The 25,821-nt window shown below is 69.5% G+C and carries 29 protein-coding genes; 18 read left to right on the top strand and 11 right to left on the bottom strand.

From position 1 onward, the window contains the following. Positions 1 to 53: 53 nt before the first annotated feature. Entirely contained in the window at positions 54 to 962 is a 909-nt protein-coding gene (gene dapA, locus ACWELJ_RS18180; protein WP_452367298.1) for a 4-hydroxy-tetrahydrodipicolinate synthase, read from the bottom strand. Between the two features lie 146 nt (positions 963 to 1,108). Here dapA and ACWELJ_RS18175 point away from each other — a divergent pair, with 146 nt between their 5' ends. Beyond that, positions 1,109 to 1,552, top strand: coding sequence for a toxin-antitoxin system HicB family antitoxin (locus ACWELJ_RS18175; protein WP_452367297.1), 444 nt, complete (start codon positions 1,109 to 1,111; stop codon positions 1,550 to 1,552). 66 nt (positions 1,553 to 1,618) lie between these two features. Here ACWELJ_RS18175 and ACWELJ_RS18170 read toward each other — a convergent pair whose 3' ends face one another. The 5 genes from ACWELJ_RS18170 to ACWELJ_RS18150 form a co-directional block, all read right to left on the bottom strand. Beyond that, positions 1,619 to 2,662, bottom strand: coding sequence for a hypothetical protein (locus ACWELJ_RS18170; protein WP_452367296.1), 1,044 nt, complete (start codon positions 2,660 to 2,662; stop codon positions 1,619 to 1,621). Further along, positions 2,649 to 3,938, bottom strand: coding sequence for a sensor histidine kinase (locus tag ACWELJ_RS18165; RefSeq protein ID WP_452367295.1), 1,290 nt, complete (start codon positions 3,936 to 3,938; stop codon positions 2,649 to 2,651). The genes ACWELJ_RS18170 and ACWELJ_RS18165 overlap by 14 nt, the downstream gene beginning before the upstream one ends. Beyond that, entirely contained in the window at positions 3,935 to 4,603 is a 669-nt protein-coding gene (locus ACWELJ_RS18160) for a LuxR C-terminal-related transcriptional regulator (protein ID WP_452367294.1), read from the bottom strand. Before ACWELJ_RS18160 ends, ACWELJ_RS18165 begins: the two co-directional genes overlap by 4 nt. 113 nt (positions 4,604 to 4,716) lie before the next feature. Further along, positions 4,717 to 5,169, bottom strand: a complete 453-nt coding sequence (locus ACWELJ_RS18155) for a flavodoxin family protein (RefSeq protein ID WP_452367293.1) — start codon at positions 5,167 to 5,169, stop codon at positions 4,717 to 4,719. Positions 5,170 to 5,178: 9 nt separating this feature from the next. Then, complete coding sequence (locus ACWELJ_RS18150; protein ID WP_452367292.1) at positions 5,179 to 5,829, bottom strand: TetR/AcrR family transcriptional regulator; 651 nt, start codon at positions 5,827 to 5,829, stop codon at positions 5,179 to 5,181. Positions 5,830 to 5,932: 103 nt separating this feature from the next. Here ACWELJ_RS18150 and ACWELJ_RS18145 point away from each other — a divergent pair, with 103 nt between their 5' ends. From ACWELJ_RS18145 to ACWELJ_RS18130, 4 genes are read left to right on the top strand one after another with little or no spacing between them, the layout of a single operon-like run. After that, positions 5,933 to 7,303: a flavin-containing monooxygenase gene (locus tag ACWELJ_RS18145; protein WP_452367291.1), complete on the top strand. Its 1,371-nt coding sequence runs from the start codon at positions 5,933 to 5,935 to the stop codon at positions 7,301 to 7,303. Beyond that, on the top strand, positions 7,303 to 8,241 hold the full coding sequence (locus ACWELJ_RS18140) for an alpha/beta hydrolase (RefSeq protein ID WP_452367290.1): 939 nt from the start codon (positions 7,303 to 7,305) through the stop codon (positions 8,239 to 8,241). Before ACWELJ_RS18145 ends, ACWELJ_RS18140 begins: the two co-directional genes overlap by 1 nt. Continuing rightward, on the top strand, positions 8,238 to 9,332 hold the full coding sequence (locus ACWELJ_RS18135) for a saccharopine dehydrogenase family protein (RefSeq protein ID WP_452367289.1): 1,095 nt from the start codon (positions 8,238 to 8,240) through the stop codon (positions 9,330 to 9,332). The genes ACWELJ_RS18140 and ACWELJ_RS18135 overlap by 4 nt, the downstream gene beginning before the upstream one ends. A gap of 3 nt (positions 9,333 to 9,335) precedes the next feature. Next, complete coding sequence (locus ACWELJ_RS18130; protein ID WP_452367288.1) at positions 9,336 to 9,560, top strand: hypothetical protein; 225 nt, start codon at positions 9,336 to 9,338, stop codon at positions 9,558 to 9,560. 15 nt (positions 9,561 to 9,575) lie between these two features. Here ACWELJ_RS18130 and ACWELJ_RS18125 read toward each other — a convergent pair whose 3' ends face one another. Then, entirely contained in the window at positions 9,576 to 10,064 is a 489-nt protein-coding gene (locus ACWELJ_RS18125) for a VOC family protein (protein WP_452367287.1), read from the bottom strand. A gap of 61 nt (positions 10,065 to 10,125) precedes the next feature. Here ACWELJ_RS18125 and ACWELJ_RS18120 point away from each other — a divergent pair, with 61 nt between their 5' ends. Genes ACWELJ_RS18120 through ACWELJ_RS18110 form a run of 3 tightly spaced genes read left to right on the top strand, consistent with a single transcriptional unit; the run spans position 10,126 to position 12,080 of the window. After that, positions 10,126 to 10,791 carry a TetR/AcrR family transcriptional regulator gene (locus ACWELJ_RS18120; RefSeq protein ID WP_452367286.1) on the top strand — a complete coding sequence of 222 codons (666 nt, stop codon included), beginning with the start codon at positions 10,126 to 10,128 and terminating at the stop codon, positions 10,789 to 10,791. Next, positions 10,791 to 11,060, top strand: a complete 270-nt coding sequence (locus ACWELJ_RS18115; protein WP_452367285.1) for a hypothetical protein — start codon at positions 10,791 to 10,793, stop codon at positions 11,058 to 11,060. The genes ACWELJ_RS18120 and ACWELJ_RS18115 overlap by 1 nt, the downstream gene beginning before the upstream one ends. A 15-nt stretch (positions 11,061 to 11,075) precedes the next feature. After that, on the top strand, positions 11,076 to 12,080 hold the full coding sequence (locus tag ACWELJ_RS18110) for a PHP domain-containing protein (protein WP_452367284.1): 1,005 nt from the start codon (positions 11,076 to 11,078) through the stop codon (positions 12,078 to 12,080). A 90-nt stretch (positions 12,081 to 12,170) separates the two neighbouring features. Here ACWELJ_RS18110 and ACWELJ_RS18105 read toward each other — a convergent pair whose 3' ends face one another. Next, entirely contained in the window at positions 12,171 to 13,610 is a 1,440-nt protein-coding gene (locus ACWELJ_RS18105) for a DHA2 family efflux MFS transporter permease subunit (protein ID WP_452367283.1), read from the bottom strand. Between the two features lie 86 nt (positions 13,611 to 13,696). Here ACWELJ_RS18105 and ACWELJ_RS18100 point away from each other — a divergent pair, with 86 nt between their 5' ends. The 7 genes from ACWELJ_RS18100 (at position 13,697) to puuE (ending at position 20,475) form a co-directional block, all read left to right on the top strand. Next, on the top strand, positions 13,697 to 14,146 hold the full coding sequence (locus ACWELJ_RS18100) for a MarR family winged helix-turn-helix transcriptional regulator (protein WP_452367282.1): 450 nt from the start codon (positions 13,697 to 13,699) through the stop codon (positions 14,144 to 14,146). Between the two features lie 41 nt (positions 14,147 to 14,187). Next, positions 14,188 to 14,922, top strand: a complete 735-nt coding sequence (locus ACWELJ_RS18095) for a GntR family transcriptional regulator (protein WP_452367281.1) — start codon at positions 14,188 to 14,190, stop codon at positions 14,920 to 14,922. Positions 14,923 to 15,043: 121 nt separating this feature from the next. Beyond that, the gene (locus tag ACWELJ_RS18090) at positions 15,044 to 16,567 is read left to right on the top strand and encodes an NCS1 family nucleobase:cation symporter-1 (protein ID WP_452367280.1); all 1,524 of its coding nucleotides are present in this window, start codon (positions 15,044 to 15,046) and stop codon (positions 16,565 to 16,567) included. A gap of 5 nt (positions 16,568 to 16,572) precedes the next feature. Then, on the top strand, positions 16,573 to 17,319 hold the full coding sequence (locus tag ACWELJ_RS18085; RefSeq protein ID WP_452367279.1) for an aspartate/glutamate racemase family protein: 747 nt from the start codon (positions 16,573 to 16,575) through the stop codon (positions 17,317 to 17,319). Continuing rightward, positions 17,316 to 18,530 (top strand): DUF6986 family protein, encoded by a 1,215-nt coding sequence (locus tag ACWELJ_RS18080; RefSeq protein WP_452367278.1) that lies wholly within the window; start codon positions 17,316 to 17,318, stop codon positions 18,528 to 18,530. The genes ACWELJ_RS18085 and ACWELJ_RS18080 overlap by 4 nt, the downstream gene beginning before the upstream one ends. Continuing rightward, the gene (alc, locus tag ACWELJ_RS18075) at positions 18,527 to 19,558 is read left to right on the top strand and encodes an allantoicase (RefSeq protein ID WP_452367277.1); all 1,032 of its coding nucleotides are present in this window, start codon (positions 18,527 to 18,529) and stop codon (positions 19,556 to 19,558) included. Before ACWELJ_RS18080 ends, alc begins: the two co-directional genes overlap by 4 nt. Next, on the top strand, positions 19,555 to 20,475 hold the full coding sequence (gene puuE, locus ACWELJ_RS18070; protein ID WP_452367276.1) for an allantoinase PuuE: 921 nt from the start codon (positions 19,555 to 19,557) through the stop codon (positions 20,473 to 20,475). The genes alc and puuE overlap by 4 nt, the downstream gene beginning before the upstream one ends. Before the next feature lie 70 nt (positions 20,476 to 20,545). Here the strand turns inward: puuE and ACWELJ_RS18065 are convergent, their stop codons facing one another. From ACWELJ_RS18065 to dapB, 3 genes are read right to left on the bottom strand one after another with little or no spacing between them, the layout of a single operon-like run. After that, positions 20,546 to 21,193, bottom strand: a complete 648-nt coding sequence (locus tag ACWELJ_RS18065) for a hypothetical protein (RefSeq protein WP_452367275.1) — start codon at positions 21,191 to 21,193, stop codon at positions 20,546 to 20,548. A 55-nt stretch (positions 21,194 to 21,248) separates the two neighbouring features. After that, the gene (locus ACWELJ_RS18060) at positions 21,249 to 21,743 is read right to left on the bottom strand and encodes a hypothetical protein (RefSeq protein ID WP_452367274.1); all 495 of its coding nucleotides are present in this window, start codon (positions 21,741 to 21,743) and stop codon (positions 21,249 to 21,251) included. Further along, positions 21,740 to 22,495, bottom strand: a complete 756-nt coding sequence (gene dapB, locus ACWELJ_RS18055; RefSeq protein WP_452367273.1) for a 4-hydroxy-tetrahydrodipicolinate reductase — start codon at positions 22,493 to 22,495, stop codon at positions 21,740 to 21,742. The genes ACWELJ_RS18060 and dapB overlap by 4 nt, the downstream gene beginning before the upstream one ends. A gap of 120 nt (positions 22,496 to 22,615) precedes the next feature. Here dapB and ACWELJ_RS18050 point away from each other — a divergent pair, with 120 nt between their 5' ends. From ACWELJ_RS18050 to ACWELJ_RS18040, 3 genes are all read left to right on the top strand, one after another. Continuing rightward, positions 22,616 to 23,209, top strand: coding sequence for a TetR/AcrR family transcriptional regulator (locus tag ACWELJ_RS18050; protein WP_452367272.1), 594 nt, complete (start codon positions 22,616 to 22,618; stop codon positions 23,207 to 23,209). 88 nt (positions 23,210 to 23,297) lie between these two features. Next, positions 23,298 to 24,155, top strand: a complete 858-nt coding sequence (locus ACWELJ_RS18045; RefSeq protein ID WP_452367271.1) for a sterol desaturase family protein — start codon at positions 23,298 to 23,300, stop codon at positions 24,153 to 24,155. Positions 24,156 to 24,237: 82 nt separating this feature from the next. Then, positions 24,238 to 25,806: an esterase-like activity of phytase family protein gene (locus tag ACWELJ_RS18040; protein ID WP_452367270.1), complete on the top strand. Its 1,569-nt coding sequence runs from the start codon at positions 24,238 to 24,240 to the stop codon at positions 25,804 to 25,806. Positions 25,807 to 25,821: the final 15 nt, after the last annotated feature.

Below are 25,821 nucleotides of genomic sequence, written 5' to 3'. Positions count from 1 at the left end.
GGGCGCGCCGGCGGCACGGCTGGCACCGCGACGGGGGCGGCGAGCGGGGCTGGTCACGCAATCACCCCCGCGGCACGCAGGTCCACGGCGAGCTCGTCGAGCTGGTCGCCGTTCGGCATGAGTTGTGGCAAGCGTGGCTCCCCGGTCTCGACGCCGAGCAGGCGCAGCGCGCCCTTCGTCATGGCCACCCCGCCCAGACGCGCCATGGCGCGGTTCAGCGGGGCCATGCTGACATTGATCTCGCGGGCCCGGGCGACGTCCCCGGCCTGGTAGGCGTCGATCAGGGCGCGCAGGCGATCCGGCACCAGATGGCCGATGACACTGATGAATCCGGTCGCGCCGATCGAGAGCCACGGCAGGTTGAGCACGTCGTCGCCGGAGTAGAAGGCCAGCCCGGTCTCCGCGATCAGCTCCGCGCCCGCGCCCAGATCACCCTTGGCGTCCTTGACCGCGACGATGTTCGGATGCTCGGCGAGTCGGCGAATGGTGTCGGTCGCGATGGGAACCACCGAGCGCGGCGGAATGTCGTAGAGGGTGACCGGCAGATCGGTCGCGTCCGCGATGGCGGTGAAGTGGGCGAACAGGCCGTCCTGGTTGGGACGCGAGTAGTACGGGGTCACGACCAGCAGGCCGTGCGCGCCCGCGCGCTGCGCATTGCGCGACAGTTCGATGCTGTGCGCGGTGTCGTAGGTGCCGGTGCCCGCGATGACGGTGGCGCGGTCGCCGACGGCGTCGACGACGGCGCGCAGCAGGTCGAACTTCTCGGACTCGGTGGTGGTGGGCGACTCGCCGGTGGTTCCGGAGATCGCGAGCAGATCGACGCCGCCGTCGATCAGACGGGCGGCCAGCGCGACACCGGCATCGACGTCGAGCTTGCCTTCGGCGGTAAAGGGGGTCACCATCGCGACACCTACTGTGCCGGACGCGCGCAGCTCGGTTCGCGTCGATTCACCGTTCGTCATAGTCAGAAGGCTACAGCGTCGCTGGAACGGGTTTTGCATCGTTATACCCGAACCGTGCCCCGCAGGTTGGCGATTCGACTCGAGCACCCATGTCTGACGTCAGAAGTTTCCTTGAATGACGTCACAACCGACGTCACACTGGTGTCATGGATCTGAACAAGTACACCGCCCAACTCCGCGAGAATCTCATCGCCGCCGCGGCCCTCGGCGACGAGAAAACCCAGGCCACCGCCGCCGCCCTGGCCGCCGCCACCGAGCACTCCGCCCGGCTGATCCTGCTGTCCGCCCTCTCGGAGCTGGCCACCGAGGTGAGCGCCACCCTCCCCGACCGCACCGTCCACGTCTCCGTCGACGGTACCGACGCCCACGTGGATGTGCGCAAGACCGCAGCCGCCGACGAGCACCCCACCTTCGAGGAGGTCACCGGCGACATCAGCCGCGTCACCCTCCGCCTGGTCGAACAGCTCAAATCCCGTGCCGAGGAAGCCGCCGCCCAGAGTGGGGTGTCCCTCAACTCCTGGCTCTCCTCCACCGTCCAGTCCGCTCTGCGCGATCAGATGCGGAAGGGCGGCCGCTGGGACGAGTCCTGATCCGGAACTGACCGCATTGCCGCCGACCTCGACCGGGAATGTCGACAGCCGGCAGCGGGGGCGGGACTAGTCGGTCATGGTGGTGACTCGGCCGTCCTGGTCGATTTCGGTGCGGCGGTCCTGGGTGGGGGCGGTGGCGAGGACCGTGGCCAGGACCGGACGCCCCAGAGGCAGGACTCGGATGGTGACCCGTCCCGCGTTGGTCGCGTCCAATTCCTTGGTGGCGGCGTCGATCACGCGGCGGCGCACCCATTCGGGGACACCGGCGAAACCGCCGTCATCGAGCAGGATCACTTCCACGCCGCGACCGCGCGCGCCACGCGCCGCGCCGCTCAGTTCGTCGGTGACCAGTTGCGGGGCGCGCAGGCCGTCGCGGAGTTCGGCCTCGAGCAGGCGGCATTCCTCGCGTTCGGCGGCGGTGAGTTGCGCGCCGTCGGCGATGCGCTCGAGGATCGGGCGGGCCACGCGGTCCAGGCGGGCCAGCTGGCGGGTGCGTTCGCTGTCGGCGGCGGCCATGGTGGCCTCGGCGGTCGCGCGCATGAGGGCGTCCTCGCGCAGGATGCGCAGCGAACGCTGCATCGGGCGCATGACGGCGGTGAACACCGAGATGGCGGTGATGGTGCCGACCGGGACCATGGACCCGATCAGGGTGCCGGGATCCAGGTGCGAACTGCCCAGGCCGAGGGTGACCAGGACCGCGGCCACCGCGATGACTCCCGCCCACGCGGTGCGAATCCGCCCGCGCAGCACCAGGACTCCGAGCACGTAGGACGAGGCGAACGCCGACCACACCGACTCGTGCGGCAGGTCGCGCACCGGCGTCATGACGGTCAGCGCGGTCGCGATCGGCGGCGCGGCGGCCCCGTACAGGGCGACCGGGATCGGCAGCGGGTCGACCGGGATCGCGGTGACCAGCGCGCCCGCGCTGAGCATCAGCACCAGCGCGGCCAGCGCCGCCCACAGCGGGGCCTGCCCGAAATTGCGGGCCATGTAGAGCGCGATGACGGCTTCCAGAATGAGCAGGAACCACCACGCGGTACTGCCCCGCAGCCCGAGCAGATCACGCAGCCCGAAGCGGGGATCCAGGTCGATGCCGTCAGCGTGAGCCATCGCCGCCCCACACCAGGGTCACGGTGGTGCCCTCACCGGGCTGGGATTCCACGAACGCCGAGCCGCCCGCGAGCTGGCGCATGCGGCCCAGGATGCTCATGGAGATGCCGAGCCGATCGGCGGACACCGCGGCCAGGTCGAATCCGGCCCCGTTGTCGCTGAACACGATTCGGATGCTGCCCGCGCTGACGGTGACGGTCACGGTGCGCCGCACCTCCCGTCCCGGGACGGCGGCGTGGCGCAGGCTGTTGCGCACGGCCTCGGTGAGCGCGGCGGCGATGGTGCTGGCCGAGTGCACCGGCATGCGCAGGTCGTCGAAGCCGGGCCAGGTGCGGGTGGCGAAGCGGATGCTCGGATTGATCTCCTGCACCGCGGCGCGCAGGAACAGCAGCGCCGAGCGGGCGTCGAGCAGGTCCGGATCGCGTTCCGCGCCACGGTATTCGTCGAGTTGTTCGAGGGTGCGTTCGGCCTGCCGCCGCACCACATCGGATTCGGCGCCGGCGCGTGAGGCCTCCAACAGGGTGGAGAGCACGGCATCGTGGATGAGCGCGGCGAAGCGGGAGCGTTCCCGGTCGCGGGCCTGCGCGGCGGCCTGGGCGGCGGCGCGGCGGCTGGCGATGGCCGATTCACGGTCGACGCGGGCCGCGGCTCCGACGGCGGCGGTGCCGCACCACAGGAACAGCGCCGCCAATCCCGCTGAGCGCAGGAAGTTCTCGATGATGTGCTGCGGCGTCACCTGGCCGACCGTGTACACGGTGGCCAGCGCCGCCGACGCGGACGCGGCCAGCAGATAGATCAGCGTCGTCCGGCCCGACCAGGCCAGCACGCCGGCGCTCACCGCCAGCGCGGTCACCCGGTAGGGCCAGATATTGGTGGCGTCGACGGTGTGCGGGTCGAAACCGAGCGGGATGGTGGCGAGCGCGACGAGGAAACTGACCGCGGCGCAACCGCAGACGAACCGGATGGCCTTGGTCCCCGACACCGCCGACACCACGCCGATGATCGGATACCAGCCGAAGACGAGCGCCATCGCGGCCACCGACCACCACACCGACGCGTAGCGGCCCTGTTCGGCGACCTCCGGCAGTTCGCCGCCGCCGATGATGGCGCCCGCGATGCCGATGGAGATGCCCAGCCGCCGCATGATGCGGTCGTAGGCGGCGGTGGCCGGATCCTCGGTCGCCTTCAGGCGGGCACGCACCCGCCGGGCGAGCGCCGTGATCGCGGGCAGGGACCGGGGAGCGGCCGTCGAGTCGAGGGCGCTCGTGGCGGTCATGCCCGCGGACTCCGCTCCGGAACGGGCAGCCACCCGTCCTCGACGGCCCGCTTGTAGAGGTCGGTCTTGGTCGGGGCCGGGCGTCCGGCGTCGGCGTACTTCTGCCGGATGCGGCCCAGATAGTCGTTGACGGTCTGTTCGGACAGCCCGGTCATGCGGGCCACCCGCGACGCCTTCTCCCCCGAGGCGTACAGCTGCAGCACCTGCTGCTGACGCGGGCTCAACCCGACGTCCTGCAGTTGCGGGTCGCCGTCGATGGCGGCGGCCCAGTCGGTGGTGACCACCTGTTCGCCGTGCGCGGCCCGGCGCACCGCGGCGACCACGGTCGCGGCGTCCTCGGATTTGCGCACCACACCCAGCACGCCCGCCCGCGCGGCCGACCGCACCAGGAACGGATTGTCCGCCCCGGTGAACACCAGCACCTCGATCCCCCGCTCGCGCAGCGCCCGCACATTGTCCTCGGGCGAGGAGCCGTCGGCGAGCCGCAGATCCAGCACCACCAGATCCAGTTCCGGCCCGGCGGCCAGCAATTCGGCCACGGTGCCCGCGGTGATCACCAATTCCAGATCGGCTTCCGGCGCCAGCATGGCCGACAACCCCAGCACCACCGATTCATGATCCTCGACCAGCCCGATACGGCGTGTCCCCGACTCTTGCGCCTCCACGGCGGCCGTCACCTCTTCCCACACTCCCGGTGCGTTCCCGGAGAACGCCCCCTCGAGTATGACCGGACCGCCCGCGAATGTGTCAGACACCAGAATTCGGGGGCGCCCGGGACTCACTCCATCAATCGGGCCGCGACGGTCGCGCCCAACTCCCAGCACCGCTCGATATCGGCCTTCTCGGGCTTGCCCGAAATGATCACCGGCGCGGCCGCTTTCTCCCACCCGAGCCCGGTGGTCGCGCTCTCGACACTGCGCTCGGCGCCCTCGGTGCCCTGATTGCCGTGAATGTAGAGCCCGTACGGACGCCCCTTGGTCGAGTCCAGGCACGGGTAATAGAACGTGTCGAAGGCGTGCTTGAGGGCCCCGCTCATGTAACCGAGATTGGCCGGGGTGCCGAGCAGATAGCCGTCGGCGGCGAGCACATCGCTGGCGGTGACGCCGAGGGCCGGGCGGCGGATCACCTCGACGCCCTCGATCTCCGGATCGGTCGCGCCCGCCACCACCGCCTCGAACATCTCCTGCAGGAACGGTGACGGGGTGTGGTGGATGATCAGCAGCGTGGGCACGGTGCGAGCCTACGATCCCACCGCGCGATGCGGGCCGACCACGGCGTTCACCATGCGCAGAGCGGTGGCCACGGCATGCTCGGCATCCCCTTCGGGCAGGCCGAGCACCGGGTCGAGACCTTGGACATGGGGAGCCAGGGCGAGGTGGGGCAAGAGCAGCAGCAACAGGGCCAGCAGGGCCTCGGTGTCGGTGTCGGGGAGCAGCGCTCCGGTGGCGGTGGCGATGGCGAACAGGGGGCGCAGGACCTCGAGGTAGTGGACGTTGACGGCCTCGCGCACCGCTGTCCGGGCGACGGGGTCGGGCTCGAGGTTGGCGGCCGCGGTCATGGCGCGTTCGAGGGGGTGGTCATAGAAATAGCGAACCCAGCTCTCGAGCAGTCCCTCCAGCGAACCGTAGAAGTCGGTCTCCCAGGGGAGTTTTCGCACCGCCTCCTCCATGCTCGAGCGGATCCGCTCGCTCGACAATTCCGCCAGGTAGACGTACATGTCGGCCTTGTCGGTGAAGTACTGGAACAGGCTGCCCTTGGAGACGCCGGCCTCCTTGCAGATGGTGTTCAGGCTGCCGCCGCTGAATCCGCGCGCGGCGAATTCGGCCTCGGCGGCGGCCACCACGGCGGCGCGGCGTGGCGCGGGGAGCCGATCCCATGTCCCTGTCGGCATCACCGATCTCCTCTGACTACCTGCGGCCTATTGACGTCGTGACCGTTTCGATCCTACAGTGACCAATGGTCATATGACCACTGGTCATAAAGGAGTCCGATCGATGTCCATCAATTCGAGTCCGAAGGTCTGCGTCATCGGCGCGGGGTCGGCCGGTATCGCGGCGGTGAAGGTACTCGCCGAACGCGGTCTCGACGTGCACTGCTACGAGCTGTCCGACCGGGTCGGCGGCAACTGGGTGTGGGGCAATACCAATGGGGTGTCGGCGGCGTACAAGTCGCTGCACATCAACACCTCACGCCAGCGCATGGAGTTCAGCGACTTCCCCATGCCCGCGCATCTGCCCGATTTCGCGCGCCACGATCAGATCGCCGACTACTTCGACTCGTATGTGCGGCATTTCGACTTCGCCGACCGCATCCGGTTCCGGACCGGCGTGCGGCACGTCGCGCCGCGCGCCGATCACGGCTTCGACGTGACGATCTCGACCGGCGAAACCCTGCGCTACGACGCGGTGCTGGTCGCCAACGGCCACCACTGGGACCCCCGCCTGCCCGAGCCGATGTTCCCCGGCGCGAGCGAGTTCCGCGGGCAGCTGATGCACTCGCACGCCTACACCGAGGAAGCGCAGCTGACCGGGAAGCGGGTGGTGGTGCTCGGGATGGGCAACTCCGCCATGGACATCGCGGTGGACGCCTCGTATCACGCCGAGCAGACCTATCTTTCGGCTCGCAGCGGGGTGCACGTGATCCCGAAGTACGTGTGGGGCCGCCCCTACGACCGTCTCGGGGCCGCCGAGTGGTTTCCGTCGTTCCTGCGCTGGCCGTTCGCACGCAAGCTGATGGCCGCGGCCACCGGGCCGATGTCGCGTTACGGGCTGCCCGAGCCCGATCACAAGTTCGCCCAGGCGCATCCGACCATGTCCAGCCGCATTCTGGACCGGCTGGCGCACGGGGCGATCACCCCGGTCCCGAACATCGATCACTTCGACGGCGACGAGGTGGTGTTCACCGACGGCCGCCGGGTGGCCGCCGACCTGGTGGTGTTCTGCACCGGCTACAAGATCAGCTTCCCATTCTTCGACCACGACTTCCTCGATCCGTCGGGTGACAATCGGATCCGCCTGTACCGGCGCGTGTTCCATCCGGAGGTGCCGGGTCTGTACTTCGTCGGCCTGGTGCAGCCGCTGGGCGCGATCATGCCGATCGCCGAACGCCAGGCCCAGCTGATCGCCGACCACCTGCAGGGGCGCTACCACCTGCCGAGCGACGCCGACATGGACAGCGAGATCGCCGCGCACCGGCGCGGCCTGCAGCGCCGCTACGTCGCCTCCAAACGCCACACCATCCAGGTCGACTTCGACGACTACATGCGCGATCTGCGCCTCGAACGCGACCGCGGCGCCCGCCGCCCCGCCGGGCTCTCGGCCGCCGACCGTCCCGCGCCGCGCCGCGCCGCCGAGGTGACCGCGTGATGAGCGAGAACTCCACCGGCGCAACCACACACGACGTGCGCTTCCCCTCCGGCAACGGCGACGACTGCGCCGCCACGCTCTACCTGCCCGAGCCGCGCCCGGGCGCCAGCCCGCCGATCGTGGTGATGGCGCACGGACTCGGCGCGATCCGCGCCATGGGCCTGGCCGCCTACGCCGAGCGGTTCGCCGCGGCCGGATACGCGTGCCTGGTCTTCGACTACCGCCACTTCGGCGACAGCGACGGCACGCCCCGCTATCTGCTCTCGACCCGCGAGCAGCGCGCGGACTGGATCGCCGCCCTGGCCTTCGCCCGGCACCTGCCACAGGTCGACAATGCCCGGATCATCGCCTGGGGCACATCCTTCGGCGGCGGCCACGTCATTCACACCGCCGCGAAACGCCCGGCCGGACTGGTCGCGGCGATCGCGCAGTGCCCCTTCACCGACGGCGTCGCCTCCACCCTCGCGGTCTCCCCGATCACCTCGATCAAGGCCACCGCCGCGGGCGTGCGCGACGTCGCGGCCATGCTGCTCGGCCGGGAACCGCACATGATCACCACCGCCGGGCCCGCGCACGGCACCGCGCTGATGACCGCGCCCGACGCCGAATCCGGTTATCTGGCACTGGTTCCGCCCGGCGCCGACTTCCGCAACCACGCCGCGGCCCGGGTGGTGTTCGACATCCTGACCGATCGGCCCGGCCGCCGCACCGGCCGCATCCGGGTGCCGATCCTGTTCTCGGTGTGCGAAACCGATTCCGTCGCACCGGCGAAACCCACCCTGCGCTACGCGGCGCGGGCACCGCGCGGCGAGGTCCGCACCTACGCGGACGGGCATTTCGACATCTATCGGGGTGCGGCGTTCGAGCGGGTGGTCGCCGATCAGCTCGCGTTCCTGCGCCGCCATGTCCCGATCACCTCGGAAGGAGAGAACCCATGACCGGACGCATCGTGCTGCTGGGCGCGACGGGATACACCGGCGACCTGGTGTTGCGCGCGCTGCTGCGCCGCGGCGTCGAACCGGTGCTGGCCGGGCGCAATCGCGCGACCGTGCGGGCGCTCGCCGAACAGGCGGGCGGCCTGGACTTCGCGGTCGCCGACGCCTCCGACGCCGCGAGCATCGCCGCACTGGTCAGCCCGGGCGACGTGCTCATCACGACCGTCGGCCCCTTCGAACGCTTCGGCTTCCCGGTCGCGGAGGCGGCCGCGCTGGCCGGAGCCCACTACATCGATTCCACCGGCGAGGTCGGTTTCGTCCGCGAGCTGCAGGGCCGGTTGGACGGCATCGCGCGGACCAACGGCTCGATCATGCTGCCCGCCTTCGGCTACGACTATGTGCCGGGCGTGGTGGCCGGGTCGCTGGCCGCGCTCGAGGGCGGGCCCACCGTGCGCTCGATCGATATCGGCTACTTCGCCACCGGCCCGCTGTGGCGCGGCCTGAGCCAGGGCACTCGCACCACCATGCGCGACGGCGTGACGCTGCCCTCGGCGCGGCGGCGGCAGGGTCGGCTGGTCGAGGAGCGCACGGCATCGCGGGTGCGCGCCTTTCCGGTGCGCGGTCGCCGCAAGAACGCCTTCCTGGTCTCGGGCACCGAGGTGCTGCACCTGCCCGCCACCTTCCCGACCGTCGAGGACATCGCCGTCTACAACGGCTGGTTCCCGGCGCTGAGCCGCGCGGCCGGCCTGTTATCGGGGTTCACCGCCCTCGCTACCCGAGTCCCCTTGGGCCGCAAGCTGATCGACGTGTGCACCCGCCCGGTGATCGGCGCGCCCGGCGGACCCGACGCCGCCGAACGCGAGCGCACCCGCACCCACGTGGTCGCGGTCGCCACCGGAGCGGCCGGACCGCTCGCCGAGATCCACCTCGAGGGCCCCAGCATCTACAACCTCACCGGCGAGCTGATCGCCTGGGGCGCACAGCGACTCGCGTCCGGCGCGGGACGTACCGCGGGCGTCGTGGGCCCGATCGAAGCGTTCGGTTTCGACGGATTGCGCGACGGCTGCGCCGACATCGGCCTGACCCCGGTGTGATCGATGAGCCCCGACGAGCAGGCGCTCATCGATCTCGCGCTGGTCTGGCAGCCGTTCGGCGGCCCGCCCGCCGCGGAGATCCTCACCACGCTCGGGCTCAGCGCGCCCGAGTTCCGGGCCCGCGTCCGCCGGATCCTGGCGACTCGGGGCACCCGCGTCGACGAGCCGATGCGCCGGCACGCGCGGGCGGTCCTGCGTTCGTATGTCCACGACGCGGGCCGCCCTTGACGCGCACCGCCGGAATCACTGAATTTCGTTGCCTCGCAACGCGATCTCGCGTTCATGGTCTTCCGCGGTCTCGCGCGGATTGTCGATGGTGACGGGTTCGTCGCCGAGTTCGGTGTGGGATTCCATGGAGTAGAAGCGGATTTCGTGACCGTCGGGGTCGTGCAGGTCGGGCAGGATCCAGCCGAGGCTGGCGCGGTGCACCCCGGCATGGGATTCGCCGAGGCCGCTCAGATGCCGGGCCAGCGTTTCCAGGGCCGCCCGGTCGGGGACGCCGATCGAGAAGAAGTCGAATCCCGAGGCGGCGGCGGCCATTTCGGGATAGAGGCGCAGGCCGAGCATCGGTCCACCGGCGGCGTGGTGCAGGGCGACACCCCTCAGGACACCCTGCTCCCGGAATTCGAGGCCGACGGTGTAACCGAGGCGGCCGCAATACCAATCGATGGACCGTGCCAGATCCGACACGGGGACTTTGAGGTGATGCACCCCGGCGAGTGTGGGGATCATCGCTGCTATCCTTTGCAGTATCGATGTACTTATGCAGTAGCACTGTAGTGATGCAGTTAGGATGCAGCAGTTGAGTCCGGGTGTCAAGAAGTCGTCCCCGCTGTGGGACGCCCGCAAGGCCGAGACCGAGCGCAAGATCCTCGACGCGGCCCGGCGGCTGTTCATCGCCGACGGCTACGCGACCACGTCGCTGGCCGCGGTCGCCGACGCCGCCGAGGTGGGTTCGCGCACGGTGTACCTGCGCTTCGGGTCCAAGGCCGAACTGCTCAAACGCGCCATCGACGTGGCGATCGTCGGCGACACCGAGGACATCGACCTGGCCCACCGCGACTGGCACATCCGGGCCGGCACCGCGCCCACCCTGCACGAACGCGTCACCGCCTACGCCCAGGGCGCTCGCCGGCTCATGGAACGCGCCGCGCCGCTGATCGCGGCCGCCGTCGCCGCCGAGGCCAGCGAACCGCTCATCGCCGCGTCCGCCCAGGCCGGACGCGCCGCCACCCAGCAGCACATCGCCGAGCTGTGGCAGCGCATGCGCGCCGACGGCCTGCTGCATCCCGAGGCCGATGTCGACTGGATCATCGGAATCGCCGGCCCGCTCGCCCAGGCCGACACCTATAACCTCATGGTCAGCACCCTCGGCCTGGACCCCGACGGGTATCAGCGGTGGCTCTACGGCACGTGGATGCGCCTGGCCACGACGCCCTCGACGCTTGCGGAGGCCTGATGAAGATCGCCCACACCATCGGTGTCGCCGTGGGCCTGGCCCTGATGCTGGCCGGAATGATCCGGCTGTCCCTGCCCGTGGAATGCCATGGTCGCTCCATGGACATCGGTCAGGTCTGCCACGACACCAACAAGGGCAGCGCGGTGGTGCGAACCTACGACGAGCAACGCTCCCTGCGCGATTCGACCACGGGATTCCTGATCGTCGGCGGCGTGATCGTGGCGGCCGGGTCGGCGGTGCTGCTGCGGCGGACGCTGCGGGCGGAGTGAGCCACACTGGTAACCATGGATCCTGTCGTCGCGCTCCGCATGATCGCGTTCTTCAAGGACCGGGCCCGCGAGGATTCGCGGCGGGTGATGGCCTATCGCAATGCCGCCGACACCGTCGAGGCACTCGACGACGCGGAACGGGAGCGGCTGGGCCGCACCGGCGATTGGCAGTCCCTGGCCGGGGTCGGGCCGAAGACGGCGGCGGTGATCGCGCAGGCGTGGGCCGGCCGCGAGCCGGACACCCTGGTCCAATTGCGCACCGCGGCCAAGGATCTCGGCGGCGGGGAGCTGCGGGCCGCGCTCAAGGGCGACCTGCACGTGCATTCGAACTGGTCCGACGGGTCGGCGTCGATCGTGGAGATGATGGCCACCGCGCGGGCCCTGGGCCACGAATACTGCGCGCTGACCGATCATTCCCCGCGCCTGACGGTCGCCAACGGCCTCTCCCCGGACCGGTTGCGGCAGCAGCTCGACGTCATCGACGAACTGCGGGACCGCTTCTCCCCCATGGCCATCCTGACCGGCATCGAGGTCGACATCCTCGACGACGGCGGCCTCGATCAGGAGCCCGAACTCCTGGATCGCCTCGACATCGTGGTCGCCAGCGTGCATTCCAAGCTGAAGATGGACGCCGCCGCCATGACCCGCCGCATGGTGCGCGCGGCGTCCGGCGGCCGCGCCACCGTGCTCGGCCACTGCACCGGCCGCCTGGTCGAGGGCAATCGCGGCACCCGGCCCGAGTCGAGTTTCGATGCCGCGCAGGTCTTCTCGGCCTGCCGTGACCACGGGGTCGCGGTCGAGATCAACTCCCGCCCCGAACGCCGTGACCCGCCGACGCGGCTGCTGCGGCAGGCCCTCGAACTGGGCTGCCACTTCTCCATCGACACCGACGCCCACGCGCCCGGTCAGCTCGACTTCCTCGGTTACGGCGCGCAAAGGGCCCTGGACAATGGCATTCCGGCCGACCGGATCATCAACACCTGGCCGGTCGACAAACTGCTGGCCTGGGCGGCTTCCTGAACCCGGCCCGAGGGATCGGCATCGCGTGTGACCGCGGCACGGCACCGCCGCCCGACGGAAACCCGCCGGGCGGCAGTTTCTTTCACCTGGTCACACCTGCCGCTGCCGGCTGCGCAGGACCGTGGACGCGGCCGCCGCCACCACCGACAGCGCCGCCAGGCCCGCGAAGGCGAGGTGGTAGCCGGACACCAGCGCCCACCCGGAGGCCGACGCGCGGGAGAGGATCACCGCCACCAGGGCGACGGCGACCGCGCCGCCGACGCGCTGCAGGATGTTCACCAGCACCGTGGCATCGGGCAGCTGGTCGCGCCGGACCGCCGCGTAGGCCGCCGACACCAGCGGCATCGCGCCCACCGCGGTAGCCAAACCCGCTGCGAACAGCAGGAATTGGATCAGGATGCCGTTGGCGTCGACCGGCAGGAAGGCCAGCGGCAGGACCGCGGCGGCCACGGCGAGATTGCCGAGCACCGCGACGCGGCCGCCGCCGAAGCGGTCGGTGAGCCGTCCACCCAGGGGCAGCATGACGACCCCGCCCAGTCCGAAGCCGAGCAGATCGACGCCGGTGCGGACGAGCCCGGTGCCGTGCAGTTCCTGGAAGTACAAGGGCAGCAACACCATCACGCCGAACATCGCGCCACCGGCGAAGAAGCCCGCGGTCGTCGCGGCGGTGAAGACCCGGTTGCCGAACAGTCCGATATCCAGCAGCGGCTGGGTGTTCCGCCGGGCACGGACCAGGAACCCGGCCAGACCCGCCACACCCAGCAGCACGGGTAGCCACACCGGCAGCGCGGTCACCGACCCGGCCACGCCGACCTCCGAGAGCCCGTAGACCACCGCGGACACGCCGCCGCCGGCGAGCACCAACCCGACGACATCGAGCGGCTGCCCGGCCGTTCCACCGCTGCGCGGCAGATAGCGCAGCCCGAGCGCCACGCCGGCCAGCCCGAACGGAATATTGATCAGGAACAGCCACTCCCAGCTCCAGTGCGCCAGCATGAGTCCGCCGATGGTCGGCCCGATGGCGGGCGCGCCCACGACCGCGATGCCGACCACGCCCATGACCCGCCCCATGCGCTGCGGGCCGGCGGCCTGGCCGAGGATGGCCTGTCCCGCGGGGATCATCAGCCCCGCGGCCAGCCCCTGCAGGATGCGCAAGCCGATCAGCCAACCGGCGTTCGGCGCCAGGGCGCACGCCGTCGAGGCGACGGTGAAGGCGATCAGCGCTCCCAGCCACAACCGGGTCAAGCCGATCCGGCGCCCGAGCCAGCCGCACACGGTCAGCGAAACCCCCAGGGCCAGTAGGTATCCGCTGGCGACCCATTGGATCGTGGCCAGCGACGCGCCGAGGTCCGCGCCGATGGTGCGCAGGCCGATATTGACCAGCGAGGTGTCGAGCATGCCCATGACCGCGCCGAACACCACGACGGCGGCGGTGCGCCAGACATGCGCGGGGATCGTGCCGGGGTCGGCGGGGGTGGCGCCGGGGTCGGCGGCGATGGATGTCCCGGTGTCCGAACGCGTTTGCGCCATCGGACCCCTCCTTCGATTGTTGATGAGCAACTCAATTGCAGAGAGTAACAATGATTGAGCTACTCAACAATAGATAGAATCAGCGGGTGACCGACGAACCCTCCGCCGCCCCGGGCTACATCCACCCCGCCGGACTGCTGCGGCACCCGACCTACGCCCTGGGCAAGCTGCACAAGGCGATGCACGCCGAACTCGGGACGCCGCTGCGGGAGCACTGGGTGCTCACCTACCTCGCCGAGCGCGCCGACCTGTCCCAGCAGGAGATGGCCAATGTGCTCGAGATCGACCGCAGCGAGGTGGTGCGGCTGATCGACAGCCTGGAGAAGGCCGGACTGGTCACCCGCAATCGCGATCCCGAGGATCGCCGGAAATACCGTTTGGCTATCACCGCCGCCGGGAATCGGGTCCGCGCCGAGACCGACGCGCGAATCGCCGCCGCGACCGATGTGCTGCTCGCCCGCCTGTCCCCGGCGGAACGGGAAACGCTGCACCGGCTTTCCCTCAAGGCGCTGGGCTACGACGCCGACGAGATCTGACCCACACCGGACCCCTTGCGGCGACGGTCTAGGGTTGGGGCGTGCCCTCTCGCCCCCGCCTACCCCGCCTGCCCCAGCTCGAGCCGCCGCTGGACGTCCGTCGCGGCTACTCCCAGCAGGAGATTCTCGGCGAGCTGCGCCGCCTGATCCTGGAGGGCAACCTCCCCCCGGGCACCGGCCTGCCACTGGGTGAGCTGGCTCGTTCGTTCGAGGTGAGCGCGATCCCGGTGCGCGAGTCGCTGCAGACGCTGATCGGCGAGGGCCTGGTCGAGCATCGGCCCAATTTCGGCTACCAGGTGACCCTGCTGACCGCCGACGAGCTGCGCGAGCTGTACGTGGTGCGCGAGCGGCTGGAGTCGGCGGCGCTGGCCGCGGCGGTGCACAACGCGACCGAGGCCGACCATCAGCTGGCCCGGGAGATCCACGCGCGCCTCGAGCAGGCGGTGCTCACCGAGAACGCGGTGGCCTATCACCGCGAGACCCGGAATTTCCATCTGGCCCTGGTGCGTCCGTCGGGCATGCCGCGGGTGGTCCACATGCTCGAATACGCCTGGAACATCACCGAGCCCGTGCAGCCCATGGTGCACGTGACGACGATGGACCGCGTGGTGCTGCACGCCGATCACTCCAAGCAGTTGCAGGCCTTCCTGGCAAGAGATGCTGAAGCGTTGCTAGCGGCGACCGAGGGGCATCATGCACGATTGAACGGTGTGCTCGCGCATCTCCCGAAGGACACCGGACTTTTCGCCGAACCAGCTGGTGAAGAAGATATATAGGCCCTGAACCAGGGGTTACGGAACATATATCGTTCAGGCAATAATCGGGCAATGCCTGTTGGATAGCCTTCGCACACTCGTCCCAATCAACGGGACACCACGACACGATGGGATGTGCGAAATGCCCGATACCGTTGCGCCGGCGGCCGGGAGTTCGCTCGCCCCGGCCTCTCCAGCGCCGGAGTACGACCCGCGCCTGGTCAACGACGACCTCGCGCCGCTGAAGCAGCAGACCTGGGGCACGTACAACATTTTCGCGTTCTGGATGTCGGACGTGCACAGCGTCGGCGGGTATGTCACCGCGGGCTCGCTGTTCGCGCTCGGGCTGCACAGCTGGCAGGTGCTCGTCGCGCTGATCGTCGGCATCACCATCGTCTACGCCCTGTGCAATCTCGTCGCCAAGCCCAGCCAGGCCACCGGCGTGCCGTATCCGGTCATCTGTCGCAGCGCCTTCGGCGTGCTCGGCGCGAACGTCCCGGCCATCATCCGCGGCCTGATCGCGGTGGCCTGGTACGGCATCCAGACCTTCCTGGCCTCGGCGGCCCTGGACGTGGTGCTGATCAAGCTGTTCCCGAGCCTGGCCCCCTACGCGGTCGAGGCCGATCACGGCTTCCTGGGCCTGTCCACGCTGGGCTGGGCCTCCTACCTGATCCTGTGGGTGCTGCAGGCCGCGGTGTTCTGGCGCGGCATGGAGTCCATCCGCAAGTTCATCGACTTCTGCGGTCCCGCGGTCTACGTGGTGATGTTCGTGCTGTGCGGCTACCTGATCTACAAGGCGGGCTGGCACGGCATCGATCTGAACATGGGCAAGGCCGCCACCCACACCGGCTGGTCGGCGGTGCCGGTCATGCTGGGCGCGATCGCGCTGGTGGTGTCGTACTTCTCGGGCCCGATGCTGAACTTCGGTGACTTCTCCCGCTACGGGCGCAGTTTCGCGGCGGTGAAGAAGGGCAACTTCCTGGGGCTGCCGCTGAACTTCCTGGTGTTCTCGCTGCTGGTCGTGGTGACCGCCTCGCTGACGATTCCGGTCTACGGCGAGCTCATCACCGATCCGGTCGCCACGGTGGCGCGCATCGACAACACCTTCGCGATCGTGCTGGGCGCGCTGACCTTCACCGTCGCGACCATCGGCATCAATATCGTCGCCAACTTCATCTCCCCGGCCTTCGACTTCTCGAACGTGAACCCGCAGAAGATCAGCTGGCGCACCGGCGGCATGATCGCCGCGGTCGGGTCGGTGCTGATCACCCCCTGGAACCTGTACAACAACCCCGACGTCATCCACTACACCCTGGAAGTGCTGGGCGCGTTCATCGGCCCGTTGTTCGGCGTGCTCATCGCCGACTACTACCTGGTCCGCCGCCAGCGGGTGTTCGTCGACGAGCTGTTCACCATGTCCGAGCAGGGCACCTACTGGTACCGCAAGGGCTACAACCCGGCCGCCATCGCCGCCACCGCGATCGGCGCGATCGCCGCGGTGATCCCGGTGCTGACCGCGGACAGCGTGACCGGCATGTACACCGCCGCCCAGTACAGCTGGTTCATCGGCTGTGCCCTGGCCCTGGTCGCCTACCGCGTGCTGGCGTTGCGCGGACCCCTGAAGATCGACGCCTCCCGCCACGTCCCGTCCTTCGAGAACCGGTGAGATCCATGCGCATTCGAGTCATCAATCCCAACACCACCGCGGCCATGACCAGCCTGATCGAGGCCAGCGCCAAGCTGGTGGCCGCCCCCGGCACCCTCGTCGAGGGCGTGAACCCGACCATGGGCCCGGCCTCCATCGAGAGCCACTACGACGAGGCGCTGGCCGTGCCCGGCCTGCTGGCCGAGATCGCGCGCGGCGAGGCCGAGGGCGTGGACGGCTACATCATCGCCTGCTTCGGCGATCCGGGCCTGGACGCCGCCCGCGAGCTCGCGCGCGGCCCGGTGATCGGCATCGCCGAGGCGGCCATGCAGTACGCCAGCCATCTCGGGCGCAAGTTCAGCGTGGTCACCACCCTGGGCCGCACCGCGGGCCGGGCCTGGGATCTGGCCGAACGCTATGGGATGGAACGGTTCTGCGCGAACGTGCACGCCTGTGAGATCCCGGTGCTCGAACTCGAGGACCCCAAGGCCCGCAAGGTCATCGCCGACGCCTGCCGCGACGCCGTGACCGCCGACGACTCCGACGCGGTGGTGCTCGGCTGCGCGGGCATGGCGGATCTGTGCGAGTACCTGACCGACGAGGTCGGCGTGCCCGTGGTGGACGGCGTCGCCGCCGCCACCCTGACCGTGCAGTCGCTGGTCACCATGAAGCTGCGTAAGTCCGGCCGCGGGGAATTCGCGGCCCCACTGCCGAAGCGGTATGTGGGATTGCTCGCCGATTTCGGCATCGAGGAGAAGGAGGCCCGTGCGTGAGGGTGCCACCGGAGACATTGAACGGGATCGAATCCCGTTTGCGGGACGTGGATTCGGAGCTGCTGCGGCGCTATCCGGGTGATCGGCCCGGACAGCCGGTGCACACCGCGTACGCCTCCGGCGCGGACGCCTCGCTCGACCTGCCGAGCCAGTGGGGCACGGCCGCACTGGAACTCGCCGAGGCCCAGCGCGACCTGCTGGTCGAGCTGGCCGGCGCCGATGTCACCGACCGCGTCCTGACCGTTCTGCGCGAGCGGCCCATCCAGGATCTTCGCTTCGACTTCGAGGACGGCTACGGCACCCGCGGCGACGAGGTCGAGGACCGCGACGCCCTGCACGCGGGCGCGGTGCTCAAAGCCCTCGCTCCCGAGGTGTCCTCGCGCGGTATCCGCATGAAGGGCCTGACCTCGCTGGAATGGGCGCGCGCCGTGCGCACCCTGGAGAAGGTCCTCGAAGGCGCGGGCGGGGTGCCCGAGGGATTCGTGTTCACCGTCCCGAAGATCCGCCACATCGAGCAGGCCGACATCACCGTGGACCTGTGCGAGGCCATCGAAGCCGCGCACGGCCTGACCGCCGGGTCGCTGCGGTTCGAGCTGCAGATCGAGAGCCCGCAGGCCATCATCGCCGCTGACGGCACCTCCCCGGTCGCCCAGCTGATCCAGCGTTCGGCCGGACGCTGCACCGGATTGCACTACGGCACTTACGATTACAGCGCCGCCTGCGGGATCGCGCCGAAGTTCCAGTCGCTGGAGCACCCGGTCGCCGACCACGCCAAGGCGGTCATGCAGGCCGCCGCGGCCACCACCGGGGTGTGGGTGTGCGACGGCTCCACCCAGGTGCTGCCGATCGGCACCGATACCGAAGTGCGCGCGGCTGTTTCGCGGCACTTCCGCCTGGTCACCCGCTCGCTCGAGCGGGGCTACTACCAGGGCTGGGATATGGGCGCGGGCCACCTGGTCACCCGCTGGCTGGCCACCTTCGCGTTCTTCCGCGAGGGCCTGGGCATCGCCGCCCCGCGCATCGGCCGCTACCTGGACCGCCAGGGCGGCGCGGTGATGGACGAACCGGCCACCGCGCAAGCGCTGGCGACCGTGGTGCTGCGCGGCCTGGAGTGCGGCGCTTTCGATCCCGCCGACGTGATCGCGATCGCCCCCAAAGCCTCTGTCGAGGTATTGCATCAATTGCGAGAAAGGAAGATCCCGGCGCTATGAGCGACGCTGATTTCACGCTGCTTCCCGACCTGGCCGTGCGCACCCTGGGTGGCGCGGTGGTGTGGGCCGACGACGAGTCCTTCGCCGAGAAGGAGAACCTGATCCGCCCCGAGGCGGCCACCTACTCCCCCGCCACCTTCGGCCACAAGGGCCAGGTGTACGACGGCTGGGAGACGCTGCGCCAGCGCGGCGACGACGGCGGCCACCCGCACATCGACGACTGCCACACCGCCATCATCCGTCTGGGCGTGCCCGGCGTGATCAAGGGCGTCGTGGTCGACACCGCCTGGTTCAAGGGCAACTACCCGCCCGAGGTGTCGGTGGACGCCCTCGCGGTGGAAGGCAATCCGTCCGCCGACGAGCTGTCCGCCGCCGACGGCTGGACCACCCTGGTGGACCGCGCCAAGGTCGCCGGCGACTCGGAGAACCCGTTCGCGGTGGACTCGGGCAAGCGCTGGACCCATGTGCGGCTGCGCATGTTCCCCGACGGCGGCGTCGCCCGGCTGCGCGTGCACGGTGTCGCCAAGCCGGATCCGGCCTGGCTGGAGGCGGGCCCGTTCGATCTGGCCGCGATCGAGAACGGCGGCCTGATCGCCGACTGCTCCAACCGCTTCTTCTCGCACCCGCAGAACGTGCTCATGCCGGGCCGCGCCCGCAGCATGGGCGACGGCTGGGAGACCGCGCGCCGCCGCGACAAGAACACCAACGACTGGGTGCTCGTGCAGCTGGCCGCGGAGGGCGTCATCACCGCCGCCGAGATCGACACCTCCTACTTCCTGTTCAACAGCCCGGGCGCGGGTTCGCTCACCGGCATCCGCGCCGACGGCACCGAGGTCGAACTGCTGCCGCGCACCCGCCTGCAGCCCGACACCCGCCACCGCTTCCTGATCGACGCCGCCGACGCCGTCGTGCGGGTCCGCCTCGACGCCTACCCCGACGGCGGCCTGGCCCGGCTGCGCCTCTACGGCACGCTCACCGACGAAGCGCGCGCACGGATGCGCGCCGAGCTGGACAATGAACGCGCATGAGCGATTTCGACCAGAACTACCCGCGGGACATGGTCGGCTACGGCCCCAACCCGCCGCATCCGCAGTGGCCGGGGGATGCGAACATCGCCGTCAACTTCGTCCTCAACTACGAGGAGGGCGGCGAGAATTCCCCGCTCGACGGCGATCCGGCCTCCGAGACGTTCCTGACTCCGGACATCGTTCCGGCCGTGGCCTTCTCGAACCGCCACATGAGCGTGGAGACCATGTACGAGTACGGCTCCCGGGCCGGGCTCTGGCGGATCCTGCGCATGTTCGAGCAGCGCGATGTCCCGCTCACCGTCTTCGGTGTGGCGCGGGCGCTCGAACGTAATCCGGAGGCCGTGGCGGCGTTCAAGCGCCTGGGCTACGACATCTGCTCGCATGGGCTGCGCTGGTTCATCTACCAGGAGGTGGACAAGGAGATCGAGCGCGCGCACATGGAGGAAGCCGTGCGCATCATCACCAAGCTGTTCGGTGAGGCGCCGAAGGGCTGGTACACCGGTAAGGATTCGCCCAATACCCGCGACCTTGTCGTGGAGCACGGCGGATTCGTCTACGACTCCGATTCCTACGCCGACGACCTTCCCTACTGGGTGAAGGTCGGCGACCAGGACCACCTGGTGCTGCCGTACACGCTGGAAACCAATGACATGCGGTTCTCCTCCCCCGCCGGTTTCGCCAACGGCGAGGAGTTCTTCTCCTACCTCAAGGACGCCTTCGACGTGCTCTACGCCGAAGGCGCGGCAGGCGCACCGAAGATGCTCTCGATCGGCCTGCACTGCCGCATCGTGGGCAAGCCCGCGCGCGCCGCGGCGCTGGGCCGCTTCCTGGACTACGTCCAGTCGCACGACAAGGTGTGGCTGGCCCGCCGCATCGATATCGCCGAGCACTGGAAGACGGTTCACCCCGCCTCCTGAGCGCGAGACACGAAAGCGGCCCGGAACCACCAGGTTCCGGGCCGCTGTCGGTTCGTCACGCGGAAACCGCTCAGAGCGTGCCGTTCTCGATGTCGGCCTTCACCGCTTCCTGGGAGGCGAGGTGCGCGGCCACGCCGTTGTCGGTGGTGAAATCGATGAGCGGCTGATCGGCGACGAAGGTCAGGTGCTCGTTGACCGTGGTGGTGCCGTCGCCGTTGTCGGTGAAGGTGACCACCTGGTGGGTGGTGACATTGGGAATGTCCCAGGTGTCGGAGGTGTAGTAGTTCTGGTCCGGGTACAGCCGCTGCTCGGCCTGGGTGTGGCCGGGGAAGGTGATCGGCCCCATCGGAATGTCTTCCAGCGCGGTGAAATCGGTGACGCGCACGCCGTCCTCGTCGCAGGTGCGGTGGACGATGATGTCCTTGAGGAAGGAGTGGCGGCCCAGGCCGCTGCGGAAGTCGGTGTAGACCGACCACACCCTGTCCAGCGGGGCGTCGATGGTGATCGGCAGATCCACCTCGCGGACCGCTCGCCCGTCGGCCGGATTCTGCTGCTCGGCCTCGTAGACCGACCAGCTGAGCTGCCATTCGAGTTTGTAGTCGTTCTCCGACTCGATGCAGGACGGCGCGGTGTCCGCGCGCGCCACCGCCGATACCGCCGCAGGCGACCCCATCGTCGCGCAGGCGATGGCCAGCGCGTAACCCACCGTGAACCTCACCCGGCGGACTTTACCCCGCTCGCAACCTACCGGCAGGTTTCCTGCGAAATGCCGGCTACCGGGAGCCGGTGCGCTCGGCGCGCTCCAAATCGACTGCGCGCTTCATCATTTCGCGCGCCCGGGTGCGGTCCCCGGCATAGTCGTAGGCGCGCGCCGCGCGGTAGCTGGTGCGCCAGTTCTGCGGGTCCGCCTCGAATTCGGCCTTCACCTGCTCGAAAAGCTGGTCGGCGGCGGCCTTCTCGATGCGGCCGGACGGGCGGCGCGGCAGCTCGGAGACATCCAGCTCACCACCCTCCTCGTGCATGCGCCGGGCCAGATGCTGGTGGGCGAAGGCGGCGCGGACGCTGGTGCCCACGATCCACACCCCCAGCAGCGGCAGGATGAGCACGCCCACGCCCAGGCCGATGGCGGCGGGCTTGCCGGAACCGATGAGGCTGAACGCGATCCGGCCCAGCAGCACGAAGTAGAACCCGAGGATCAGCACCAGGGCCGCGATGAAGCCGACCCGCTTGAAGACCTCGCGGCCGTTGTTCGCCTCCGCCGCGCTCACAGGTCGAGCAGCGGGTCGATGCCCACGGTCAGGCCGGGGCGCAGCGGGGTCTTGCGCACGCCCAGCAGCACGCCCGGCACGAAGGAGGTGCGGTCGAGCGAGTCGTGGCGGATGGTGAGCGTCTCGCCCTGGGTGCCGAAGAGCACCTCCTGGTGGGCGACCAGTCCGGCCAGCCGCACCGAGTGCACCCGCACGCCGTCCACGTCCGCGCCGCGCGCGCCCTCCAGCTCCTGGCTGGTGGCGTCGGGGCTGCGGCCGACCCCGGCCTTCTCCCGGGCGGCGGCGATGAGCGCGGCGGTCCGGAAGGCGGTGCCCGAGGGCGCGTCGGCCTTGTTCGGGTGGTGCAGCTCGATGACCTCGACCGAGTCGAAGAAGCGGGCGGCCTGTTCGGCGAACCGCATGCTCAGCACCGCGCCGATGGCGAAGTTGGGCGCGATCAGCACGCCGACCTCGGGCTCGGCGGCAAGCCAGCTCTTTACTTGCTCGAGCCGCTCGGCGTCGAAGCCGGTGGTGCCGACGACGGCGTGAATGCCGTTCTCCACCAGCCACTTCAGATTCGGCATCACCACGTCGGGGTGGGTGAAGTCGACCACGACCTCGGCGCCGGCGGCGGTGAACGCCTCCAGCGAGTCGTCCTTGTCGACCTGCGCCACCAGCTCCAGATCAGCGGCCGCCTCGACGCCCGCGCAGATGGACTGCCCGACCTTGCCGCGCGCCCCGAGCACACCCACCCGGATCCGGTTCGTGGCCACCTGGTCTCCTTCGCTATGACCGATCTGGAACCCGTCGAGCCTATCGGGTCGGCGAAACACCGCCGACCACAGGCCGGTGACCACGGGCGGGGCGAATTGACCGAGTGGTAACTTTCGAGGGTGCGATCCACAGCTGGAACCAAGGGCGTGCCGCGCGCCGAACGCGAGGCGCAGATTCTCGACGTGGCCGCCGCGGAGATCGCCCGGGTCGGCTACGCGGGCCTGTCCCCCGCGACGGTGGCGGCGGCGGCCGGGGTGTCGAAACCCTTGGTGTACGGCTATTTCGGCTCCAAGGACGGGCTGTACGTGGCCTGCGTGCGGCGCGCCTCGGCGGCGCTCGGGGACGCCATCGACGCGGCCTTCGCGGGTCCGGCCTCGCTCGATATGGCCGAACGCACGCTCGCCGCGATGTTCACCGTTCTGGAACCGCGCCCGCACGACTGGCGGGTCGTGCAGGACCAGTCGCATCCCGACGAGGGGCCCGCGGCCGAGGCGGCGCTGGCCGCGCGCGCCCGGATCTCGGCGCAGGCCGATCGGGGCGTGTCGGCGTTCGTGTCGCAGCACGGCCTGACCGATCCGCAGGACCTGTCGGCACTGCGCGCGGTCTGGACGGGCGTGGTCGCCGCGCTCGTGGACTGGTGGCTGAGCCATCCGGAGGAGTCGGCCGAGGCCATGGTCGCCCGCAGCCGCCGGCTGTTCGCCGCCCTCACCTGAACCAGGTAAGCCCGAATGTCCGAATCGGCCTCTTGTCTCTGAATTGACCAATTGGTAACTTACCAAATGGGCAATTCCAGGAGGTTCGATGTTTTCGCAGGTCTGGCATGAGATCAACACCCCGCTGCTGTACGCGGTCCCCGTCTTTCTGCTCTCCATCGGGGCCGAGATGCTGGCCCTGCGCGACGATCACGACGCCACCGGCTACCTGGCCCGCGACACCCGGACCAGCCTGAGCATGGGGATCGGGTCGCTGGTGTCGAGCGCGGTCTTCAAGGCGGCGACGCTGGTGCTGTTCGTCTTCCTGTGGACCTACCTCGCGCCCTGGCACCTTCCCACCGATGTGTGGTGGAGCTGGGCGCTACTGCTGCTCGCCCTCGACTTCGCGTTCTACTGGAACCACCGCTTCGTGCACCGGGTGCGGATCGGCTGGGCGGCGCATCAGGCGCACCACTCCAGCGAGTACTTCAACTTCGGCACGGCCCTGCGGCAGAAATGGAATCCGTGGGCCGACGCCATCTTCTGGGCGCCACTGCCGCTGCTGGGCTTCACCCCCTGGACGATCTACATCGCCTTCACGATCAACCTGATCTACCAGTTCTTCACCCACACCGAGTCCGTCGGAAAGCTCTGGGGCCCGGTGGAATTCCTCTTCAACACCCCGTCGCACCATCGCGTGCACCACGGCAGCGACGCGCAGTACCTGGACAAGAACTACGCCGGGATGCTCATCATCTGGGACCGCCTGTTCGGCACCTTCGAACCCGAGATCCAGCGTCCCACCTACGGTCTCACCAAGCCGGTCGGCACCTACAACCTACTGACCCTGCAATACGGTGAATTCGCCAATATCCTGCGCGATGTGCGCGCCGCCTCGAACTGGCGCGACAAGCTCGGCTACATCTTCGCCCCGCCCGGCTGGGAGCCCGGGCAGACCCGATCCTGACGCGCGGCCGGTTCACGAGCTCGGCGGAAGGTGTTCAGGTAAAGGACAACCCGGCGTCGGATCGGACCGGTAGGCATCTCTGGTGAGAATTCGTCCCGTTACCCGCCGGGTTGCCGTCGCCGCCGTCGTCGGCGCAGCCGCCGTCACCGCCGCCTGCTCCTCCGGATCCGACTCCGCCGACTTCACCGCCACGGCCGGGCAGCCGCTGGTGATCTCGCTGGACCAGCTGCTGGACAAGACCGGGGGCCACGCGGCCGTCGCGGTCGCCGACCCGCAGCACGGCACCGTGAGCCGGCGTCTGGACGGCGCGCTGGTGTACACCCCCGCGGCCGGGTACACCGGTTCGGACTCGATCACCGTCACCACCACCGACGCGGTACGCCTGTACACCACCGACATTCCGCCGATCGGGGAATTCGGCGGAGTTCCGGTGCAGGCCAGCGCCTACGGTTCCGCCTTCACCCCGGTCCCGGGCTCCACCGACGAGTTCTACGGGCTCACCGACCGCGGCCCCAACGTGGACGGCAAGGGCAAGAACGAGAAGATCGCGCCGGTCCCGGACTTCACCCCGCAGATCGCCAAATTCAAGCTGGCCGGCACCAAGGCCGTGGTGGAATCCACCATCCTGCTGAAGAATCCGGCCGGACAGCCCTTCAACGGCCTGGTCGACACCTCGGCCACCACCGGCGAGACCATGAAGGACCTGACCGGCAAGGTGCTGGCGCCCACCGATCACGGCATCGACAGCGAGGGCCTGGTCGCGCTCGCCGACGGCACCTTCTGGGTCTCCGACGAATACGGCCCGTTCATGGTGCATTTCGACGCCAAGGGCGCGGAGCTGGAGCGGCTCGCGCCGGGCCGCGGCCTGCCCAAGGAGCTCGCCTTCCGCACCCCGAACCAGGGCATGGAGGGCCTGACCGTCACCCCCGACGGCAGCACCCTGGTCGGTGTCATCCAGAGCGCGCTCAACTCGCCGGGCGTCACCAACGCCCGCGAGACCCCGGTGACCCGCATCGTCACCGTGGACCTGAAGACCAAGGCGGTCAAGGAGTTCGCGCTGCCGCTCGAGTCGCCCAAGGAGAAGCTGGCGGTCTCGGAGATCACCGCGCTGTCCAACACCACCTTCCTGGTGGACGAGCGGGACGGCAACAAGGCCCCCAAGGCCAACAAGAAGCTGTGGACCGTCGACATCTCCGGCGCCACCGATATCGGCCCGGACGCCAAAGTCCCCGGCGCGCAGTACGACCCGGAGAAGGGCCTGCTGATCGACGGCAAGCCGCTCGAGGTCTACGTCGGCGCCGTGACCACCGCCGACGGCATCGCCGCGCTGAAGAAGGCGGGCATCACCCCGGTCGCCAAGACCGGCAACCTCGATCTGGGCGGGCTGCTCGACGGACTCAACGCCGACGGCAAGTTCTTCGGCCACGACAAGATCGAGGGCGTGGCCACCACCGACCACGGCAAGACCCTCTACATCTCCAATGACAGCGACTTCGGCATCGAGGCCGTCACCGGCGACCAGCCGCCGTTCGGGCTGAAGGCCAAGATCCTGCCCAACGGCGTCCAGGACACCGGGGAGATCCTGGCGGTCGACACCACCAAGCTGCCCGCCAAGACCGAAACCAAGACGGTCACGCTGACGGTCAAGTAACGCACCGGGATTCGA

The organism is Nocardia sp. NPDC004582 (assembly GCF_053602115.1).
The sequence above is the reverse complement of the archived record's forward strand: the minus strand, read 5'-3'. Positions and strand labels throughout refer to the sequence as shown.

What these genes read in the sequence shown, in the direction of transcription:
- ACWELJ_RS18125 (WP_452367287.1), bottom strand. Translation starts at nt 10,064, where the DNA reads ATGATCCCCACACTCGCCGGGGTGCATCACCTCAAAGTCCCCGTGTCG.
- ACWELJ_RS18120 (WP_452367286.1), top strand. Translation starts at nt 10,126, where the DNA reads ATGCAGCAGTTGAGTCCGGGTGTCAAGAAGTCGTCCCCGCTGTGGGAC.
- ACWELJ_RS18045 (WP_452367271.1), top strand. Translation starts at nt 23,298, where the DNA reads ATGTTTTCGCAGGTCTGGCATGAGATCAACACCCCGCTGCTGTACGCG.
- ACWELJ_RS18175 (WP_452367297.1), top strand. Translation starts at nt 1,109, where the DNA reads ATGGATCTGAACAAGTACACCGCCCAACTCCGCGAGAATCTCATCGCC.
- ACWELJ_RS18085 (WP_452367279.1), top strand. Translation starts at nt 16,573, where the DNA reads ATGCGCATTCGAGTCATCAATCCCAACACCACCGCGGCCATGACCAGC.
- ACWELJ_RS18145 (WP_452367291.1), top strand. Translation starts at nt 5,933, where the DNA reads ATGTCCATCAATTCGAGTCCGAAGGTCTGCGTCATCGGCGCGGGGTCG.
- ACWELJ_RS18090 (WP_452367280.1), top strand. Translation starts at nt 15,044, where the DNA reads ATGCCCGATACCGTTGCGCCGGCGGCCGGGAGTTCGCTCGCCCCGGCC.
- ACWELJ_RS18170 (WP_452367296.1), bottom strand. Translation starts at nt 2,662, where the DNA reads ATGGCTCACGCTGACGGCATCGACCTGGATCCCCGCTTCGGGCTGCGT.
- ACWELJ_RS18135 (WP_452367289.1), top strand. Translation starts at nt 8,238, where the DNA reads ATGACCGGACGCATCGTGCTGCTGGGCGCGACGGGATACACCGGCGAC.
- dapA (WP_452367298.1), bottom strand. Translation starts at nt 962, where the DNA reads ATGACGAACGGTGAATCGACGCGAACCGAGCTGCGCGCGTCCGGCACA.
- ACWELJ_RS18150 (WP_452367292.1), bottom strand. Translation starts at nt 5,829, where the DNA reads ATGCCGACAGGGACATGGGATCGGCTCCCCGCGCCACGCCGCGCCGCC.
- ACWELJ_RS18165 (WP_452367295.1), bottom strand. Translation starts at nt 3,938, where the DNA reads ATGACCGCCACGAGCGCCCTCGACTCGACGGCCGCTCCCCGGTCCCTG.
- ACWELJ_RS18105 (WP_452367283.1), bottom strand. Translation starts at nt 13,610, where the DNA reads ATGGCGCAAACGCGTTCGGACACCGGGACATCCATCGCCGCCGACCCC.
- ACWELJ_RS18110 (WP_452367284.1), top strand. Translation starts at nt 11,076, where the DNA reads ATGGATCCTGTCGTCGCGCTCCGCATGATCGCGTTCTTCAAGGACCGG.
- alc (WP_452367277.1), top strand. Translation starts at nt 18,527, where the DNA reads ATGAGCGACGCTGATTTCACGCTGCTTCCCGACCTGGCCGTGCGCACC.
- ACWELJ_RS18140 (WP_452367290.1), top strand. Translation starts at nt 7,303, where the DNA reads ATGAGCGAGAACTCCACCGGCGCAACCACACACGACGTGCGCTTCCCC.
- puuE (WP_452367276.1), top strand. Translation starts at nt 19,555, where the DNA reads ATGAGCGATTTCGACCAGAACTACCCGCGGGACATGGTCGGCTACGGC.
- ACWELJ_RS18130 (WP_452367288.1), top strand. Translation starts at nt 9,336, where the DNA reads ATGAGCCCCGACGAGCAGGCGCTCATCGATCTCGCGCTGGTCTGGCAG.
- ACWELJ_RS18115 (WP_452367285.1), top strand. Translation starts at nt 10,791, where the DNA reads ATGAAGATCGCCCACACCATCGGTGTCGCCGTGGGCCTGGCCCTGATG.